16 protein-coding genes and 1 tRNA gene are annotated in these 17,847 nt (G+C 66.1%); 10 read left to right on the top strand and 7 right to left on the bottom strand.

All coding sequences use genetic code 11. The features are described from left to right. On the top strand, positions 1–480 hold a 480-nt coding region (locus BW971_RS20550; RefSeq protein WP_143690505.1), incomplete at its 5' end, for an HNH endonuclease. A gap of 238 nt (positions 481–718) precedes the next feature. Here BW971_RS20550 and BW971_RS20545 read toward each other — a convergent pair. From BW971_RS20545 to BW971_RS20535, 3 genes are all read right to left on the bottom strand, one after another. Beyond that, a complete protein-coding gene (locus tag BW971_RS20545; RefSeq protein WP_076482946.1) occupies positions 719–4,909 on the bottom strand; it encodes an AAA domain-containing protein in 4,191 nt (1,396 codons plus the stop codon). Between the two features lie 161 nt (positions 4,910–5,070). Further along, positions 5,071–5,400, bottom strand: a complete 330-nt coding sequence (locus BW971_RS20540; protein ID WP_076482945.1) for a rhodanese-like domain-containing protein — start codon at positions 5,398–5,400, stop codon at positions 5,071–5,073. Between the two features lie 147 nt (positions 5,401–5,547). Next, entirely contained in the window at positions 5,548–7,311 is a 1,764-nt protein-coding gene (locus tag BW971_RS20535) for a DEAD/DEAH box helicase (protein WP_076482944.1), read from the bottom strand. A 147-nt stretch (positions 7,312–7,458) separates the two neighbouring features. On the opposite strand from BW971_RS20535, the gene BW971_RS20530 reads away from it, so the two are divergent. The 3 genes from BW971_RS20530 (at position 7,459) to BW971_RS20520 (ending at position 10,111) form a co-directional block, all read left to right on the top strand. After that, positions 7,459–9,261, top strand: coding sequence for an AMP-dependent synthetase/ligase (locus BW971_RS20530; RefSeq protein WP_076482943.1), 1,803 nt, complete (start codon positions 7,459–7,461; stop codon positions 9,259–9,261). A gap of 127 nt (positions 9,262–9,388) precedes the next feature. Next, complete coding sequence (locus BW971_RS20525) at positions 9,389–9,592, top strand: cold-shock protein (protein WP_076482942.1); 204 nt, start codon at positions 9,389–9,391, stop codon at positions 9,590–9,592. 207 nt (positions 9,593–9,799) lie between these two features. Next, on the top strand, positions 9,800–10,111 hold the full coding sequence (locus tag BW971_RS20520; protein WP_076482941.1) for a histone-like nucleoid-structuring protein Lsr2: 312 nt from the start codon (positions 9,800–9,802) through the stop codon (positions 10,109–10,111). Positions 10,112–10,238: 127 nt separating this feature from the next. On the opposite strand, the gene BW971_RS20515 is transcribed toward BW971_RS20520, so the two are convergent. After that, on the bottom strand, positions 10,239–11,276 hold the full coding sequence (locus tag BW971_RS20515; RefSeq protein WP_234974529.1) for a LacI family DNA-binding transcriptional regulator: 1,038 nt from the start codon (positions 11,274–11,276) through the stop codon (positions 10,239–10,241). 186 nt (positions 11,277–11,462) lie between these two features. Here BW971_RS20515 and BW971_RS20510 point away from each other — a divergent pair, with 186 nt between their 5' ends. The 4 genes from BW971_RS20510 to BW971_RS20495 all read left to right on the top strand — a co-directional run bounded on the left by BW971_RS20510 (position 11,463) and on the right by BW971_RS20495 (position 15,522). Continuing rightward, positions 11,463–12,782, top strand: a complete 1,320-nt coding sequence (locus BW971_RS20510) for an aryl-sulfate sulfotransferase (protein ID WP_076482940.1) — start codon at positions 11,463–11,465, stop codon at positions 12,780–12,782. Positions 12,783–12,814: 32 nt separating this feature from the next. Beyond that, positions 12,815–13,672 carry an ABC transporter permease gene (locus BW971_RS20505; RefSeq protein ID WP_076482939.1) on the top strand — a complete coding sequence of 286 codons (858 nt, stop codon included), beginning with the start codon at positions 12,815–12,817 and terminating at the stop codon, positions 13,670–13,672. Position 13,673: 1 nt separating this feature from the next. Then, positions 13,674–14,432, top strand: coding sequence for an ABC transporter ATP-binding protein (locus BW971_RS20500; protein ID WP_076482938.1), 759 nt, complete (start codon positions 13,674–13,676; stop codon positions 14,430–14,432). Between the two features lie 133 nt (positions 14,433–14,565). Then, complete coding sequence (locus tag BW971_RS20495) at positions 14,566–15,522, top strand: ABC transporter substrate-binding protein (protein WP_234974528.1); 957 nt, start codon at positions 14,566–14,568, stop codon at positions 15,520–15,522. Between the two features lie 42 nt (positions 15,523–15,564). On the opposite strand, the gene BW971_RS20490 is transcribed toward BW971_RS20495, so the two are convergent. Beyond that, positions 15,565–15,646 (bottom strand) — tRNA-Leu (locus BW971_RS20490). Positions 15,647–15,706: 60 nt separating this feature from the next. On the opposite strand from BW971_RS20490, the gene BW971_RS20485 reads away from it, so the two are divergent. Both BW971_RS20485 and BW971_RS20480 read left to right on the top strand, forming a co-directional pair. Beyond that, positions 15,707–16,102: a transcriptional regulator gene (locus BW971_RS20485; protein ID WP_076482937.1), complete on the top strand. Its 396-nt coding sequence runs from the start codon at positions 15,707–15,709 to the stop codon at positions 16,100–16,102. A 65-nt stretch (positions 16,103–16,167) separates the two neighbouring features. Then, positions 16,168–16,470, top strand: coding sequence for a DUF3817 domain-containing protein (locus BW971_RS20480; protein WP_076482953.1), 303 nt, complete (start codon positions 16,168–16,170; stop codon positions 16,468–16,470). Here BW971_RS20480 and rdgB read toward each other — a convergent pair whose 3' ends face one another. Together rdgB and rph are read right to left on the bottom strand one after the other, a co-directional pair. Continuing rightward, entirely contained in the window at positions 16,471–17,082 is a 612-nt protein-coding gene (gene rdgB, locus BW971_RS20475; RefSeq protein ID WP_076482936.1) for an RdgB/HAM1 family non-canonical purine NTP pyrophosphatase, read from the bottom strand. A 10-nt stretch (positions 17,083–17,092) separates the two neighbouring features. Then, a complete protein-coding gene (gene rph, locus BW971_RS20470; protein ID WP_076482952.1) occupies positions 17,093–17,842 on the bottom strand; it encodes a ribonuclease PH in 750 nt (249 codons plus the stop codon). Positions 17,843–17,847: the final 5 nt, after the last annotated feature.

Here is a 17,847-nt window from a genome sequence, read left to right as displayed (position 1 = left end):
CCGAGAACCGAGGTCGTAGTCACCGTGCCGCTCGAAGATCGGAACACCGCACGCCTGGGGTGGTTGGGGTCCATCTCCGACCGGGCGGCCACGCTGGCCGGGTGCGACGCCGGGATCACCCGGGTCGACCTCGACCAGCACGGTGTCCCGACCGCGGTATCAGCGACCAAACGGTTGTTCACCGGGGCAGTACGCAAGGCGATCATCGTCCGCGATCAGTGCTGCATCAAGTGTGGGGCACCCGCGTCGTGGGCGGACTGCCATCACATCATCCACCACGCCGACGGCGGCCCGACCATCCTCGACAACGGATGCCTACTCTGCCGCAGTTGCCACACCGCCGTCCACCACCAGGGATGGGAGGTGATCATGGGCCACGACCGACACCCCTGGCTCATCCCACCCGCCACCATCGACCCGAGGCGGAGACCCCAACCCGCCCACAACCGACGAACCCTCCGACTAGACGCAGCCGCCTGACCTTTGAGCGTCCGAATCACGCGAACGCACTTGTACCTTGACAACTTCACAGTGTGGCGGTTCCACAGGTCGGTCGCCTGATCTACGACGACTCTGACGACTTTGCGGAACCCATCGAGATGGCGATCTTCCCACAGGCGTGCCCGCTTCGCTCGTGCGCAACAGCGCCGGTGAACCGGTCGCCCGATCGCCGAGGTCCACCACTTCCGTCGAACTGCGAGGTTGGAGCCGGCCCCGCCTAGTCACCCCGAGCTAGGTCGATGGGCTCCCAGGGCTGGTCCACGCCGTCGTTTGCGTCGGTGGAGTCCTGCGCATCGTCGTATGTCGTCACCGTGCCGGGATACACCCCGCGGGCTTCGAGTTCGCGCCACAGTCCGCTCAACGCTCGCTCCGGATCGAGCAGGTACTCCGACTCCCGCACACGCCCGAATCGCCAACCGCAGCGCCGCAGTTCGCGTTCGCGTTCCATGTCGGCGCGCGCCTGCTCCGGTGTACTGGTGAACTCATCGCCATCGCATTCGACGGCCATCCGGCCCTCGCTGCCGGTCACCACCAGGTCGATGGTGCGATTGTTCACCGACACCTTGGGACTGACGTGGAATCCGCGCCGGACCAACTCGTCGAAGATCTGCTGCTCGAAGAGACTCTCGAACGGCTCCACCCGCTCGGTGAGCGGCACCTCGGTGGGCATCGGGTCGAGCATGGCGGCCTGGGTGCGTTGCATGTAGCTCAACAGGGACCATCGCAGGTCGTTGTGTTTGAGCTCGTCGGCGGCAACCGAATGGAACAGCCACAGCTGATCCATGGCCCGCGATGCCGCGACGTTGAAACGCCGCTGAGATTCGCTGCGCGTCAACGAGATCGGCTTACGATCACCCACGACAACCATCGAGAGAAACACCACATGCCGCTCGTCGCCCTGGAAGTCCGGTGGCGTGCCGACACGTAACCGATGCGCGCGCCACTGCTCAGGTGTGAGCGCCGCGCGCAGTTGCTGGGTGATGACGTCCACCTGACGCTGGCCCTGCAACACCACCACGCCGAAACTCCGGCCCTCGTAAGCGGGATCGTCGGCGCAACGGCGCACCACCGCCACGAGTTCTCGTGCCTCGTCCGGATTGGCGAGCGCCGCGTTCTCTCCGTCGGCCTCGGCATCGGGGACGAACACGGTCTGTAGTGGCGGCAGCCGGTCGGCACCGAACTGCCGTACCGGCACCAGCGGCGAGTCCTGGTAGAACTGCCTGCTGGAGAACTCGATGATCTCCGGCATCGACCGGAAGTGCTCACGCAGACGCACCACATGACCGAAGCGGGTGCGCAGCATCGAGAACAGGCTCGATCGCGGGGTGAGGCTGTCCCGCATGTATTCCGGCATGTCGGGCAGCAGGGTGTCCAGTTTGGTGAAGACGTCATCCAGTCCAGCACCGGCGAAAGCACCTGGCGCACATTGGCGGTCGTCGCCGACCACGATGACCCGCGGTGCGAGCCAGAGTAGGAATGCGCTGGTGATGTCGGCCTGACTCGCCTCGTCGACGATCACCACGTCGAAGGAGTTCTGCACCGGCGGCACCGATGCGACCACCTGTGCGATCGGCATGACCCATGCGGGCACCGCGCCCTGCGCCTGGGCCATGGCCGAGCGCGCGGCACGACGGAATCGTTCGGCGTGTTTGCCGGACCCCTTGCCGAGATTGGTGATGTGGTCGCGGTAGGACTGCAGCGCCTGTACCTGGGCGACAGTCATGTGCTCCAGGCATTCCCGCCACGCGCTCGCCGCGGCGAGAGCGGCGGTGAAGTGGGCGATGTCGGCGTCCACCGCATCGAGGTCCACCTCCAGCACCGCCTCACGTCCCGGGTCGCTCCGTTCGGCCGCCCACGAGTACGCCCGACGCCACGACCACGCGTCGGTCAGCTCGCGCAGGCGGGTGTCCCACACCGGATCCGTGGCGGTGTCGACCAGCACACGGTGTAGTTCGGGGGCCCGCTGACGCAGCCGGAGTTGGAGCAGGTCCAACGCACCCTGTCGGTCACGTTCCGCGCGGGCCTGGTTCCACTCTCGTCGGGCCTCGGTCAACGCGGTCGCATCGGCCGCCCGCAGTGCCGCGAGTACCGCGTCACCCTCCGGCGACGGGCCCTGGTCGACCTCGGCACTCAACACCCGTATGTATTCGTCGAGTTCCCGCCGCGCGATCCCGCCGTCGTTCGCGGCGGCCACGGCGCCCGCGGTCCGCGCGACCTCGGCGACCTCGGCGATGGACTTGGGACGAGGACCCCCGGGGCTGATCCGCTCCAGTTCTCTCAGCAACGCGTCGCGCCCGGTCAGCAACTCCGACACCCAAGCGAGTTGATCGTCGATCCGAACGAGCTCGTTCAGCTGCGTCGAGCGCGAACCCGTGGTGTCGATGGGGACGTCGACGTCGGCGAGAATTGCCGATGCCGTGTGCACGGCGTCGAAGACACGCAGATGGTCGGCCACCAGCTGCAGCGACTCCGCGGTATCCGGCGTCCGACCGTCGACCGTCGCGCTCACCCCGGACTCCTCCACGGCGCGGCGTTGCGACGACTTGCGGAAGCGTGACCGCCAATGTCCGCCGCCGCGGACGAACTCCGCGGCCTGGTCGAACACCGCGGCGGTACCGGGCTGCGCACCCGTCACCTCGACGATGTGGGTGCCGATCTTCTCGTCGCTGGCAGTCGCCTCGTCGATGACCTTCGACAACTGGGTGACCCGGCCCCAGAGGTAGACGGCGTCGCCGGTCAGCAACCGTCCGGCCATCCGCTGCACCGGTTCCGGGAAGGTCTGCACCTCGTGCACCGCGGTGGCCAGTCGATCGCAGATCTCCTTGACCTTCAGCAACCGGGGGCTGTCGACGTCGGACAGGATCGCCAGCAGCGACCCGCTGCCGACCATCTCCTCGGTGGGCATGGCCTGCACCCGCCCGCATACCCGCTCGAGTTGCACCGAGTCGGGCAACACGTCGTCGAGGTCGGGCAACCGCTGCTGCAGCCGTGACGCACCGTCCTCGGAACGGTCGCGCACGAGGCTGATCAACCGATCGAATTCTTCGGTGTCCAGTGGCGGCAACGGCGACTCGACCGGGCCGGGCATCCAGTCGTATCGGTCGGCCAGTCGCCGGCACTGCCGGACGATCTGCGCGGCGGTCCCGCTGTAACCGGCCGCCACCCATTCGTGCTTCTCGGTCTCCGACTCGCGCAGCTGCCAGATCTCGCGCAGGATCTGCTCCCGCTTGGCGCGGGCCTGATCACGTTTGGACCGCAGGTTCTTGATCTCCGCGGTGGCGACCCGCGGTTGGAATGAACCCTTCCGTGCGGCGATCGTCTCGACCCGCTCGATCAGCTGCGCCGACCCGTCCCTGCTGATGTCGCTGACGTCGACCACCAGCTCGGCCAACTCCGGCGGCAACATGTCCGCCAACACCCGCAGCGCCTGTGACTTCTCGCTGACCACGAGCACCCGCTGGCCCTTGGCCAGCAACGCCGAGAGCAGGTTGGCGATGGTGTGCGTCTTGCCCGTCCCGGGCGGACCCTCGACCACCACACCACTGTCCTGCCCGAGTTGAGCGAGGATGTCGCGTTGCTCGACGTTGGACGGCAGCGGGTACAGGGCGTCCTCGACCAGCTCCGACGCCGACATCGCCCCCGACGACAGCAACCGGTGCACTCGCTCGTCGGCCTCTATCGGTTCGACGAGTTGCGCGAGCCCGACCGGCAGTTCGGTGGACTCGTCACGGACAGCGGCGATCATCGCCTCGTAGTAGCCGAGCAACCGCGCGAAACCACGTCGCCGCAGCACCAACGCCGGACGCGATTCCACCTCGACATCGACGGACGCATCCGGCACCTGCTTCGACCAGCGTTCCAGGATCGGCGCCAGCGCGCTGGACAGTACCGACGGCACCCGGGAGATCGCCTCGGCCAGCTGCGACGAATCGGTCAGGTCGTAACCGTCGAGTCCACCGAGCAGATGACCGTCCTGCAGCACCGGTACGGAGTCGGCGGCGAGGTCGACGGTGATGGTGCCCGAGTCGTGGTCATGAGTCGCCACCACAGCCTGGGTGACGAGGTGTTCGTTGACCGCCTGCCCGCTGTCCGGGTCCGCACCACCCTCGCGTGTGAGCAGCCCGGCGGCGAGAACGAGCTCGAGGGCCTCGGGCTCCTCGGCCAACCGGTCGATCATCTCGGCCAACACCGTGAACGAGGCAGAGTTCGCGGTCAGCTCGGCGACCCGACCACCTGGCCCGACCTTGCTCCGCACCGGGAGTCCCTGGTCCGTGCCCAGCCAGAGCACCGACTCGTGGTCGGCGACGTCGCGGACCACGGTCGACCGCGCCCGGATCAGCTCGGACAGGAACTGCAGTAGCCGCAGCACCCGTGCGCGCCGACCATCGCCGGACGTGGATGTGGTCATCAATCCTCTTCGCAGAACGTGTCACCCGGAGGAAACCCTGGAGTTCATCCTGAGGTCAATACATGTGGACGGATGACAACGCTACCCAAGGACGTCCCCGGTTTCACGAGTTGCGGGGGGAATCCGCGCGGCGCGAGGGGCGGAAGAGGCGACGAGGTGGCTCAGGCGACCGCCGAGCACAGGGCCTGATACCCGCCCTCGACGTAGCTGACGTTCGTGTAGCCGAGTGCGGCGATCCGGGCGGCGATACGTTGAGCCTGCGCGCGGATGGAGACCACGGCGATCTCGGTGTCGAGGTCGACGATCGCGGGGATCCGGCGCGCCGAGGTCGGCGCGAAGGCCGCCTCGAGATCATCGGGCTCCACCACCACCGCGCCGGGCAGGCTGCCCTGGTGGCGCACCACCTGGGGGCGCAGGTCCACCACCAGCGCGCCCTGACTGTCGCGATGCCGGACCGCTTCGCGTGCTGTTATCGAATCCACCACTGACACTGGCGTTTCACCGTTCCTCTGTCGTCGGCGCACACCCCCGTGCCGCCGTCGCCGTTCTGTCGTCCACCCGTGTGTCGCGGGCGCACCACCAGAAGTTACCGAAGAGACCGGCATCGACCACAGTTCGTCAGTGCGATCGACCGACACTCAGCGGCGTCGACCGGCGACCTTGGGACCACTCCCACGGCGTCCCGACCAGTCGTTTCGTCCGCGAGCACCAGCGCCCCCGGCCCCTCGGGACGCGGCGCGGCGCTGAGGGGGACCGTCGTCGCGGGTGATGTTGATCGGTGCTTTGCTGATCTTGGTGTGCCGCAACGCGTCGAGAGTGTCGCGAGGTAGATCGTCGGGTAGTTCCACCAGGCTGTAATCGTGGCGGATACTGATGTGACCAAAGTCTCCCCGGGTGAGGCCGCCCTCGTTGGCGATGGCACCCACGATGGCACCCGGTGTCACCCGGTTCTTCTTGCCGACCGCGATGCGGTAGGTCGCGAACCGGCCCGATCCGCCGCCGTCTGCGTTGCGCCGTTCGCGGCGTTCCTCGCGCCCACGGTCGCGCTGCGCACCCGCGGGTGGATCGGGCGACATCAGGAAACCGCCGTCGCGGGTCTCCAGCGCGAGCGCAGCCGCGATATCGGCCATGGCCACGTCGTTCTCGTCGGCGTACTTCTCGATGAGCTTACGAAAGAGATCCAGATGGTCGGACCCGAGATTCTCGGTGATCGACTCGGCGAACTTCGCCACCCGCTGGGCGTTGACGTCCTCGGCACTGGGTAGGCCGATCTCCGTCAGCGGTTGGCGGGTGGCGCGCTCGATGGCCCGGAGCAGATGACGTTCCCGGGGGGACACGAACAGCAGCGCGTTACCCGACCGCCCGGCACGTCCGGTACGCCCGATGCGGTGTACGTAGGACTCGGTGTCATGCGGGATGTCGTAGTTCACGACATGAGAGATGCGGTCCACGTCCAGTCCGCGAGCGGCCACGTCGGTGGCCACCAAGATGTCGATGGCGCCGTCCTTGAGCTGGCTGATCGTTCGCTCGCGCTGCGCCTGCGGGATGTCACCGTTGATGGCGACCGCGGAGAAACCCCGTGCCCGCAGCTTCTCGGCGAGTTCCTCGGTGGCCTGTTTGGTGCGGACGAAGACGATCATCGCGTCGAACTGCTCGACCTCGAGCACCCGGGTCAGAGCGTCCAGTTTGCGCTGGTGGGACACCTGGAGGTAGCGCTGGGTGATGTTCTGCGCGGTAGCGGTCCTCGCCTGGACCGTCACTTCGACGGGATCCTTGAGATACCGCTGGGCCAGCCGCCCGATGGCCTTGGGCATGGTGGCCGAGAACAGGGCGACCTGCTTGTCCTCCGGGGTGTCTCGCAGGATGCGTTCCACATCCTCGGCGAATCCCATCGTCAGCATCTCGTCGGCCTCGTCGAGGACCAGGAACGACAGCTGCGAGAGATCGAGCGTGCCGCGCTCGAGATGATCGATGACGCGCCCCGGGGTCCCCACGATGATCTGCGCGCCGCGTCGCAGACCCGACAGCTGCACGCCGTAGCTCTGGCCGCCGTAGATGGGCAGCACCTTCACCTCGGGCATGTGCGTGGAGTACTTACCGAAGGCCTCGGCCACCTGTAGGGCGAGCTCGCGCGTCGGCGCCAGGATGAGCGCCTGCGGTGTGCGCGCGGAGGTGTCGAGGTTGGACAGGATCGGTACCGCGAACGCCGCGGTCTTGCCGGTTCCGGTCTGGGCGAGCCCCACCACATCGCGACCGTCCATCAACGGCGGAATCGTGGCGGCCTGGATCGGGGACGGGTTCTCGTACCCGACGTCGGTGATGGCCTGCAGTACTCGGGGCGCGATACCGAGCTCGGAGAATTCGACGCTCTTCTTGGCGTCGGCGCTGTCGTCGTCACTCATTACCAGGGACTCTAGTCGTTGCGGCCCCTGAAGTGGGCATCCGCGAGGGTCTGCCAATGCCGATTGGTACGGTAACCGATGTTCGTCTCAGGGTAACCTGAGTCACACCGACCCGGCTCGACGTTGGCCATCCGCCGAGGAGTACGCATGCAACAGGTTTCCACCCCGTCCACCGTGGTCGTCTCGGAGAAGGCGTCCCTTGTCGACTCACTGTTGGACTATCGGCGCGAACGCCCGGATCTGCAGTTGTTCCGGCGTCGGATCAACGGGCGCTGGACCCCGATCACCGCGCGGCGGTTCGCCGACGAGGTGGACGCCGTCGCCAGGGGGCTGATCGCTTCGGGTGTGGCCGGCGGTGACCGCGTCGCCATCCTCAGTTCCACCCGCTACGAGTGGACCGTCCTCGACTACGCGGTGTGGCGCGTCGGGGCGACCACCGTGGCGATCTACGAGACGTCCGCGTCGGATCAGGTCAAATGGATCCTCGAGGATTCCGCGTCCAGCCTGCTCGTCGTGGAGAACTCCGCGCACCACGACGCCCACGCAGATGTCGTCTCCGCGGCCCCGGATCTACGTGACACCCTGCTCATCGACGCGGGTCCCGACGGCACGGGGGCGATAGACGAGCTCACCCGACGTGGTGCGGACATCGGTGAGGACGAGCTCGATCAACGACACTCCAATGCGCTGTCCAGCAATGTCGCGACGCTGATCTACACGTCGGGCACCACCGGCAACCCCAAGGGTGTCACCCTCACCCACGCGAACTTCCTCGCCGAGACCCGCAACGTGCACGAGACGGTCGGCGAGATGATGTCGGAGGGCGCGTCGACGCTGCTGTTCCTGCCGCTGGCCCACGTCTTCGCGCGGATCATCGCGGTGGCATCGGTCGAGAACCGCGTCATCCTCGGTCACACCAATGACATCGCCAACCTGCTCGATGACCTCGCCGCCTTCCAGCCCACCTATCTGCTCTCGGTCCCGCGGGTGTTCGAGAAGGTCTACAACAGCGCCAAACAGAAGGCCTACGACGGCGGCAAGGGCAAGATCTTCGACGCCGCCGCCGACGTCGCCATCGAGTACAGCAAGGCGCTGGAAACCGGCGGTCCCGGACTCGTGCTCAAGGCCAAGCACACGCTGTTCGCCCGCTTGGTCTACAGCAAGTTGCTCGCCGCACTCGGTGGTCGGTGTGAGGACGCGCTGTCCGGTGGTGCGCCGCTCGGTGCACGGCTGGGCCATTTCTTCCGTGGCATCGGCCTGCCCATCTACGAGGGGTACGGCCTGACCGAGACCACCGCGGCGGTGACCCTGAACCGGCCTGGGGCCCAGCGCGTGGGCACCGTCGGCAAACCGGTCGCCGGCCAGTCGGTGGCGATCGCCGACGACGGCGAGGTGCTGCTGAAGGGATCGGTGGTCTTCGACGGCTACTGGCACAACGAGTCGGCGACCGCAGATGCCCTGCGCGACGGTTGGTTCCACACCGGCGACATCGGGACCCTCGACGACGGCTACCTGACGATCACCGGCCGTAAGAAGGAACTCATCGTGACCGCGGGCGGTAAGAACGTCTCCCCCGCCCCACTCGAGGACTCCATCCGGGCTCACCCGATGGTGAGCCAGTGCCTCGTGGTGGGTGACAACCGACCGTTCATCGCCGCATTGGTCACCATCGACCCCGAGGCCGTACCGGGATGGTTGGAGCGCCACGAGATGAGTTCCGACACCTCGCTGACCGAGCTCGCAACCGACGAGCGACTCATCGCCGAGATCGACGAGGCTGTCACCGCCGCCAACAAGAAGGTGTCCAAGGCCGAGGCGATCAAGAAGTTCCGCGTCCTCGACACCGACTTCACCATCGAATCCGGTGCGCTGACACCCACGATGAAGTTGAAGCGCAACGTGATCCATCGTGACCACGCCGACCTGATCGACAAGCTCTACACCCGATGACCCAGCGCGTGACATCGCGCCGCGGTGATCCGAACGCATGACGACTCGTTACCCGCGGCCGATCCATGAGAGGATGGTCGCGGGCGCGGTACCGTGCCCAAACGCATGACAGAGAGAGCACGAAAATATGGCACAGGGAACTGTGAAATGGTTCAACAGCGAGAAGGGCTTCGGCTTCATCGCTCCTGACGGTGGCGCGGACGACGTGTTCGTCCACTACTCCGAGATCCAGGGCAATGGATATCGCTCGCTGGACGAGAACCAGCGCGTCGAGTTCGAGATCGGACAGGGCACCAAGGGCCCGCAGGCGACCGGAGTCGTCGCACTGTAGTCCTCGACTTCAGACTTGGGCAGCGACCCCGACCATCCATCGGATGGTCGGGGTCGCGTCGTTTCTGGCACCCACTCGTCCGGACCGCGCGCGATCATCCGCAATCCGTCCGGGGGCGGTTTCGGCGTTTTTCACGACTTGACTAGGGACAAATGGTGTCTGCTTGCTATCGTCGAATTCGGCGGGGATTTGCAACAGGGGGAAGAAATGGCGCAGAAGAAGCTTGTCCAGTTCATCGATGATCTCGACGGTAAGGTGCTTACCGATTTCGAGACCGTTCGTTTCGCGGTAGACGGTAAAGACTACGAGTTCGACACTTCACCGGCGCACGCGGAGCAGTTCCGCAAGTTGCTGGAGAAGTACGTCACGGTCTCGCGACTCACGCGGCCCGGTGGCCGGTCCAGGGTCGCGGCCACGAGTAACGAAATCCGCGAATGGGCTCTCGAGAACGGTTATGACGTCAACAGTCGTGGCCGGGTGCCGGGTGCCATCGTCGCGGCATTCGAATCCAATCACTGAGCGCAGGTCTGCGGCCATGGGATGACGAGACCTGCTGCACTTGGCAGTGTGGTGGATCGCGGAACATTTCACGACGAATGGAACATGGTCGTGAAATACTTTGGATGGGAGACCGACGTAGCTCACCTCATCCTCGACACCCACAGCTACTACCTACGTGGAGAAACGGGACCGGCGCCGCGGGCACCGGTCCCGTTGCGGATGCAGCGGGCGCATTCAAATTGTCCAGGGCGAGGTCGGTGATCGCGTCGACGGGCTGCTGAGCGCTGGTCACGTCGAATTGCCCGTAACGGTCCTGGCTTCCGTCAAAGCCGACCACCTTGATGTCTTCCGGGATACGCAGTCCGTGATCGACGAGGGCCCGCGTGGTGGCGGCGGCCTGCCCGTAGGTGGCGACCACGACGCCTGCGGGCAGCGTCGGCCGGCGCTGCAGGAGATCGCGGACTGCTGCGTATGCCCCGCCGGCTGTGAGATCGGTGGACACCTGCGTGATCGCGGCACCGTCGACCTGCATGGCACCGTGATAGCGCTGTTCAACGGTCTCGCGGTCGCCGTGCGCAACGTCGTCGGCGGTGAAGCCACCGACGAACGCGAGGTCGCGGCAGTCGTGGGTCTCGACGAGATGACGGGTTGCCAGTTCGCCCGCCTCGACATGGTCGATCCCCACGATCTCGGAGTCGATGTCGCCTCGCACGTTGTGCATCCACACCACCGGGACGCGGGCCTGCGCACACTGAGCCGCCGTCGTGGTGGCGTTGCAGGCACCCACCACGACCAGACCATCGATCCCTCCCTCGGTGAATGCGGTCACGAATTCTTCCTCGCGCTCCGGCTCGTAACCGGTGTTGCCGACCAAGGTCAGGTAATCGCGCATTCGGGCATGCCGTTCGACGGAACCGACGAACTCGCCGAACAACGGCAGCGTCAGATCGGGAACCAAGAGGCCGATCTGACGCCAGCGCCGTTGTCGGCGTAATGCCTGGGCCCGTCGGTCGGGACGATAGTCCAGCTCGTCTATCGCACGAGAGACCCTGGCTCGGAGGGGATCTGATACCGGCCTCGGCCCATCGTTGAGTACATAACTCACCACTGCAGTCGATGTTCCCGCGCGGCGTGCCACATCGGCGACCGTCGGACGCTTTGTACCCACCGATTCCTCCTTCATTGCCGCCTCGTACGCTCACAGACCGTTTGCTCGCGCCCCACCGAACCGCCGGAGGCCTGTAGCGACAGGGTTTCGCTCACAGAGATTGTGGCAGTTGCGTCACCCACGTGCGTCCGTACGCTAATCGTTTAGATTCGTTACCGCACGGACCCGCAGGCGCAACACGGCATTGGTGGAGTATCTGACATGGCATTTGTACGGCTCGCTGGAGTCACCTATCTGAACCCCGAACTCGTCCACGACAGCTACGTGGTGTTCACGGGGGCCGACTCGGTGACGCGTGTGATCGACCTCTCCGGCGAGGTCGTCCACGAGTGGCCGCATGCGGGTGTCCCGCCGCGCATCATCGATCCGGCGCTCGCCGGCGGACGGATCGGCGATGTCGGCGTGCAGTTGTCCGAGAGCGGCGACCCGCGCGGCGGGATCTACGCCAACGGCACTGTCGGCCAGTTGACGTGGGCGGGTGAGCGCGTGTGGGAATGGGGTACCGAGGCACCCGGCGGTGCCGCGCGCCAGAATCATGACTGGGAACTCCTGCCCAACGGCAACCGGCTCATCGTGGTGACGGTGCCCCGGGTGGTACCGAGCCTCGGTGACCAGACCGTCGGCGACCAGGGTCTGTACGAGGTCACCCCCGGCGGCGACATCGTCTGGACCTGGTTGGCCGGCGATCACCTCGACGAGTTCGGGTTCTCCGAGGCGGGCTGGAAGGCCTTACGGGAGACCGTCGCGCGCGACCCCGAGGACCCGTGGGGGTATCTGGAGATGAACAGTGCGAAATCGCTCGGGGCCAACCCGTGGCACGATGCCGACCCGTCCACCGTCTTCACCCCGGACAACATCCTGATCAGCTTCCGTAAGGCCAACATCGTCGCACTCATCGACAAGTCCTCCGGTTCACCGGTGTGGCAGTGCGGGCCCTACTACACCGCATCAGCAGGTGCGCAGCATCAGCGGATCAGCGTGCACAAGGTGCCGCGACCGCTCGATCAGACATCCGGACAACACAATCCACACATGATCGCACCGGGACTGCCCGGTGCCGGCAACATCCTCGTGTTCGACAACCAGGGTGGCGCGGGTTATCCGCCGGCGTCGCTGGGGATCTATGCCGGATCGCGGATTCTGGAGATCGACCCGAGCACGAGAAATATTGTCTGGCAGTACACCGCAGAGGATTCCGACCTCCCCCCGTGGGCGTTTTTCAGTTCGTTCGTGAGCAACGCTCAACGACTACCCAACGGCAACACACTCATCACCGAGGGCATGCAGGGACGACTGTTCCAGGTGACGCCGAACGGTGAAGTGGTCTGGGAGTACCACAGTCCGTATCAGGGCTATGGCGTCGCCGGCGAACCGGAGGTCAAGCAGGTCCGCGTGCCCGGCGTCGACCGGCTGACGCTCACGCCGCTCGTCTACCGATCACAGGCAGTTCCGTTCGAGTGGACCCCGCTCGGCCCCCCGACCACCGCACCAGCGGCCATCGACCGACGCGGCCACGCGTAAACGACACGTCGATCTTCCGTCGAGAAGGACTCATGACCATCCGCCTATCACCCACTGCTGAAAAGACTTCCACGGCGGTCGCCGACCCCGGACAGCGCCACGAGCGTTCCCTGCGCTGGCGACGAGGTCTGGCGAGGCTGCACACGGCGGGCTGGACCCTGGCCGGCGTGGCCATCGCGGCCGTCGTCTGGTCGATGGTCGTGGCGACGGGGACGTTTCCCAGGCAGCTGTTCCCCAGCATCCCCCAGATATTCTCCGCCGGTGGCTCACTCTGGACGGAAGGACTGCTCCTGGACGACATCCTCGCGAGCCTTCGACGCGCAGCGCTCGGATTCCTCCTCGGCGCCGCCATCGGAGTCCTGATCGCTGTGGCCACGGCGACCACCGTCGCCGGGCGCAACATCCTCCAGCCTCTGCTCCGGGTGTTCTCCCCGGTACCCACCATCGGCCTCGTCCCGCTGGCCATTCTGTGGTTCGGCCTCGGCGAGAACAGCAAAGTACTGGTGATCGCGCTCGGGGTCTTCGTTCCCGTGTGGATCAACACACACGCCGGCCTCGCCAGCACCCCGAGCGACTACCTCCAGGCTGCACGCTGCCTCGGCGCCGGCCGATGGCAGACCCTACGCAAAGTGGTCCTACCGGAGGCCACCCCGGACATCGTCTCGGGACTGCGGGTCGGCGCCGCCATGGCGTTCGTACTGATCGTGGTCGCGGAGATGACAGGCACCACAGCGGGAATCGGCTATCGGATCTATCAGGCACAGCTGTTCTCCCAGGCCGACCGACTGATCTTCTGCCTACTGGTCCTCGGGGTGATCGGCGCGGTGTGCGACCTCGTCATCCACACCGCCACTGACCCGCTGACCCGCTGGGCGAAGGAGCAACACTGACATGGCGATACACACCCACGACCTGGTGGTGCGATTCCCCGGTACGGAACGGCCCACGCTCGACCACATCTCGATGGCCGTCCCCGACGAGTCGTTCACCGTACTCGTCGGTGCCTCGGGAAGCGGCAAATCGACCCTGTTGCACTGTCTGGCCGGTCTCACCACCCCGACCAGCGGACGCGTCACCGACAACGACGAGGTGGTCACCGCGCCGAACCCGCGACGTGGTGTCGCATTCCAACGCGATGTGCTGTTCCCGTGGCTCTCGGTCACCGACAACATCGATTTCGCGTTGGTCGCTCGTAAGGTGCCCGCCAGACGACGCCGCCAACGGATCGACGAGTTGCTCGACCTGGTCGGTCTCTCTCCCGAGGTGGGCCGGAAGCGGCCGACGGAGCTGTCCGGGGGTATGCGTCAGCGCGTGAGCATCGCCCGCGTGCTCGCAGGCGAACCACAGGTGATGCTCATGGATGAACCGTTCGCGGCGCTCGATGCCCTCACCCGACTCCGCATGCAGGATCTGCTGATCGATCTGTGGAAGCGCCTACATCGCACCGTCGTCTTCGTCACCCACGACATCGATGAAGCAATCCGGCTCGGCGACACCATCAACGTCCTACGGGACGGCACCATCACCGAGCACATCGCCAATCCGCTCGGCCGCCCACGGCCCGCCGACAGCCTCGCCGACCAGCCGGGTTACAGCGACGTCCGCAAGACTCTGCACCACCAACTGGGCATCGACCACGTCATGCACTAGCTGCCGCCGCCGGAGCACACGTCGGACGTTGTTCGTCGTGTTGACCAGATCATGCTTCTTCACAACGTTTCTCATCAGTTTCGTCATTTGCCACACCACAACACCGAGCCCAGGACCACAAAGGAAACCAGCTGTGATCAGATCCCTTCGCCTCGCCGTCCTCGGTACGCTCGCCGCGGTGGCACTCGCCACCTCCGCGACGGCTTGCGCGGGCACCGACTCCGACAGCAACACGCTCACCGTCGGATTCGTCGTCGACCCGTCCTGGGCACAGATCCCTGTCGCAGCCGACACCGGACTGTTCGACAAGCAGGGGGTGAAGGTCAAGGTCGTCAACTTCTCCTCCGGAGTCGAGGCGCTGCAAGCCATGTCCGCCGGTCAGGTCGACATCACCACGGCAGCAGACGTACCCACGGCCGCCGCACTGACGCATGCACCGTCACTACGGATCGTCGGTGACGGCTCCCGCTGGCAGGGGTCGAAGATCGTCGCCCGCCGCGACGCCGGCATCAGCTCCGTCAGCGACCTGGCACACAAGTCCATCGGCACCCCGCTGGGCACCAGTGCCGCCTACTACATCTCCAACGCTCTCGCGACGGAGCACGTGGACGCCAGATTGGTTCAGGTGTCACCATCGGCGATGGTCACCGCCATCGGTCAGCGCAACGTCGACGCGATATCGATATTCCAGCCCTACCAGGCACAAGCCATCACAGCGCTCGGCGGCGACGCCATCGAGCTGACCGGCGGCACCTACAGTCAACACAGCCTCTTTCTGTCCTCGGAGTCGGCGATCTCGAGCAAGAAGGAAGCGATCACCAAGTTCTTCGCGGCGGTACGCGATGCCGGCACCGCACTGAGCAGCGGAAGCTCCGACGCGGTCACCGCGGTCGCCAAGGCCACCCAGCTCGACGCCGGGCTACTGCGATCTGTTCTGAGCGAGTTCGACTTCACCCTGCAGCTCGATCCTGGTCTCGCGACCTCGTTGCAGGACCTGGCCGAGTGGGCCCGATCCGAGGGAAATATCGACGCCAAGGCCGTCCTGCCCGACTACGGGGCTCGGCTTGATACGCAGTTCGTCACCGGTTGATCCCGCACTGACGGATGGCGTGCGGCCAAAGTGTTCGACGAGTGCGCGAGGGGGGACTTGAACCCCCACGTCATAAGACACTGGAACCTAAATCCAGCGCGTCTGCCAATTCCGCCACTCGCGCGTGCGCCGTCCAGCGTACCGGCTGACCTGCTGATCGAGCGCCGCAGGTACCGTCGTACGCATGGCAGCAGGTACCCGACGACACCGCCCGGCGCTGATCGCGCTGGTGGTGGTGGCTGCCGTGGTCTGCCTGGGAATGGCGTGGTGGCAGTGGGACAGATACGAGTCCACCTCAGGCACCGGACAGAACCTCGGTTACGCCTTGCAGTGGCCCATGTTCGCCGCCGCCTTCGTCTATGCCTACCGTCGCTTCGTGGTCCTGGAGAACGACCCCGACGAGGTGGAGAAGCTTCATCCCGCCCCCGGCGAGATGGTCGCGATCCCCGAGGACCTGCTCCCCGAACGCCCGAAACAGGCCGCATCGGTCACCGTGCACGATGACTCGGACCCCGAGGACCGTGCGGCTGCCGACTACAACCGTTATCTCGCCGCCCTGGCCGAACAGGAGAAGAAGTGAGCGACCCCAGTCCCGACGTCGCAGGCACCCGGCCGGCTCCGGTCCGCGGCAAAGATCCGGCAAAGATCCCCGGTGCCCTGCTGCGTTACCGCGTACTCGCATGGGTGACCGGCGTGTGGTTGCTGCTGCTGGTGGTGGAGCTGATCGTGAAGTACGGCTTCGGTGTGGACTCGCTGGATTTCGTCCCGGTGGTGCACGGCTGGGTGTACTTCGTCTACCTGATCATGGCCATCGATCTCGGTATCCGGGTGCGGTGGCCTGCGGCCAAGTTCGTGGTCACGCTGATCGCCGGGACCATCCCGTTCCTGTCCTTCTACGTCGAGCACATCCGGACCCGCGAGGTGAAAGCGCAGTACGGACTCAGTTGATCAGAGCCGTGTCAGCGCCGGCGTGAGCAGCGCCAACGCCTTGCCGCGGTGACTGATCGCGTCCTTCTCGACCGCCGACAACTCGGCCGCCGTGCGACCACCCGCGACCTCGTCGTCCGGCACGAAGATCGGGTCGTAACCGAAGCCCTGCTCGCCGCGCGGTGCGTCGATGATCCGACCGCGCCACTCGCCTCGGACGACCACCTCGTCACCCGACACTGTCACCAGCGCACATGCCGACACGAAACCCGCACCCCGACGATCCGCGGGTACGTCGCCGAGCTGGGCCAGCACCAGCCGCACGTTGGCCTCGTCCTGACCGTGGGTCCCCGACCACCGCGCCGACAACACTCCGGGCATCCCGTTGAGCGCGTCGACCTCGATCCCGGAGTCGTCGGCGACACAGGCCAGACCGGTGGCTGCGGCCCCGTCACGCGCCTTGGCCAGCGCGTTCTCCTCGAACGTCGCGCCGGTCTCGGGGGCCTCCTCGTAGGGTTCCACCTCGTCGAGACCCACCACGTCGATCCCCGTCAATCCCGCCCCTTCGACGACGCGACGCAACTCGCGCAGCTTCTTGGTGTTTCGGCTCGCGAGCAGCACGGACACACTCATCGGGGTTGCCTCAGGCCGGCAGGTCGCCGGGATACGGGAGTTCCAGGGCCTCCCGCTGGGCGACGAACAGCTGATCGGTACCTGCGGTGGCCAGGTCCAACAGCTTGTCCAACGTCGCGCGTGGGAAGGTCGCACCCTCACCGGTGCCCTGCACCTCGACCAGCGTGCCGGCATCGGTGGCCACCACGTTCATGTCGACCTCTGCGCGGGAGTCCTCTTCGTAGGGCAGGTCCAGACGCACGCGGCCGTCGACCACACCCACACTGACCGCCGCGATCGCGCACGAGATGGGTTGCGGATCGGTGAGCTTGCCGTGTGCGCGTAGGTAGGTGACCGCATCGGCCAATGCCACATAGGCACCGGTGATGGCAGCGGTTCGGGTTCCGCCGTCGGCCTGCAGTACATCGCAGTCGAGGGCGATGGTGTTCTCGCCGATGGCCGCCAGATCGATACAGGCACGCAGCGACCGCCCCACCAGTCGGCTGATCTCGTGAGTGCGACCACCGACCTTGCCACGCACCGACTCCCGCTGTGAACGACTGTGGGTGGCGGCAGGCAGCATGGCGTATTCGGCGGTCAGCCAACCCAGCCCGGAGCCCTTACGCCAACGCGGTACCCCTTCGTCGACGCTGGCCGTGCACATCACCCGGGTCTGGCCGAATTCCACCAGCACCGAACCCGCGGGATGGCCGGTGAAACCGCGGGTGATCGAGATCGGCCGTAGTTCGTCGTCGGCTCTGCCGTCTGCGCGTCTGCTCACACCGT

Origin of the sequence: Williamsia sterculiae, from assembly GCF_900156495.1 — a bacterium.
In the GTDB taxonomy this organism is placed as follows: domain Bacteria; phylum Actinomycetota; class Actinomycetes; order Mycobacteriales; family Mycobacteriaceae; genus Williamsia_B; species Williamsia_B sterculiae.
The sequence above is the reverse complement of the archived record's forward strand: the minus strand, read 5'-3'. Positions and strand labels throughout refer to the sequence as shown.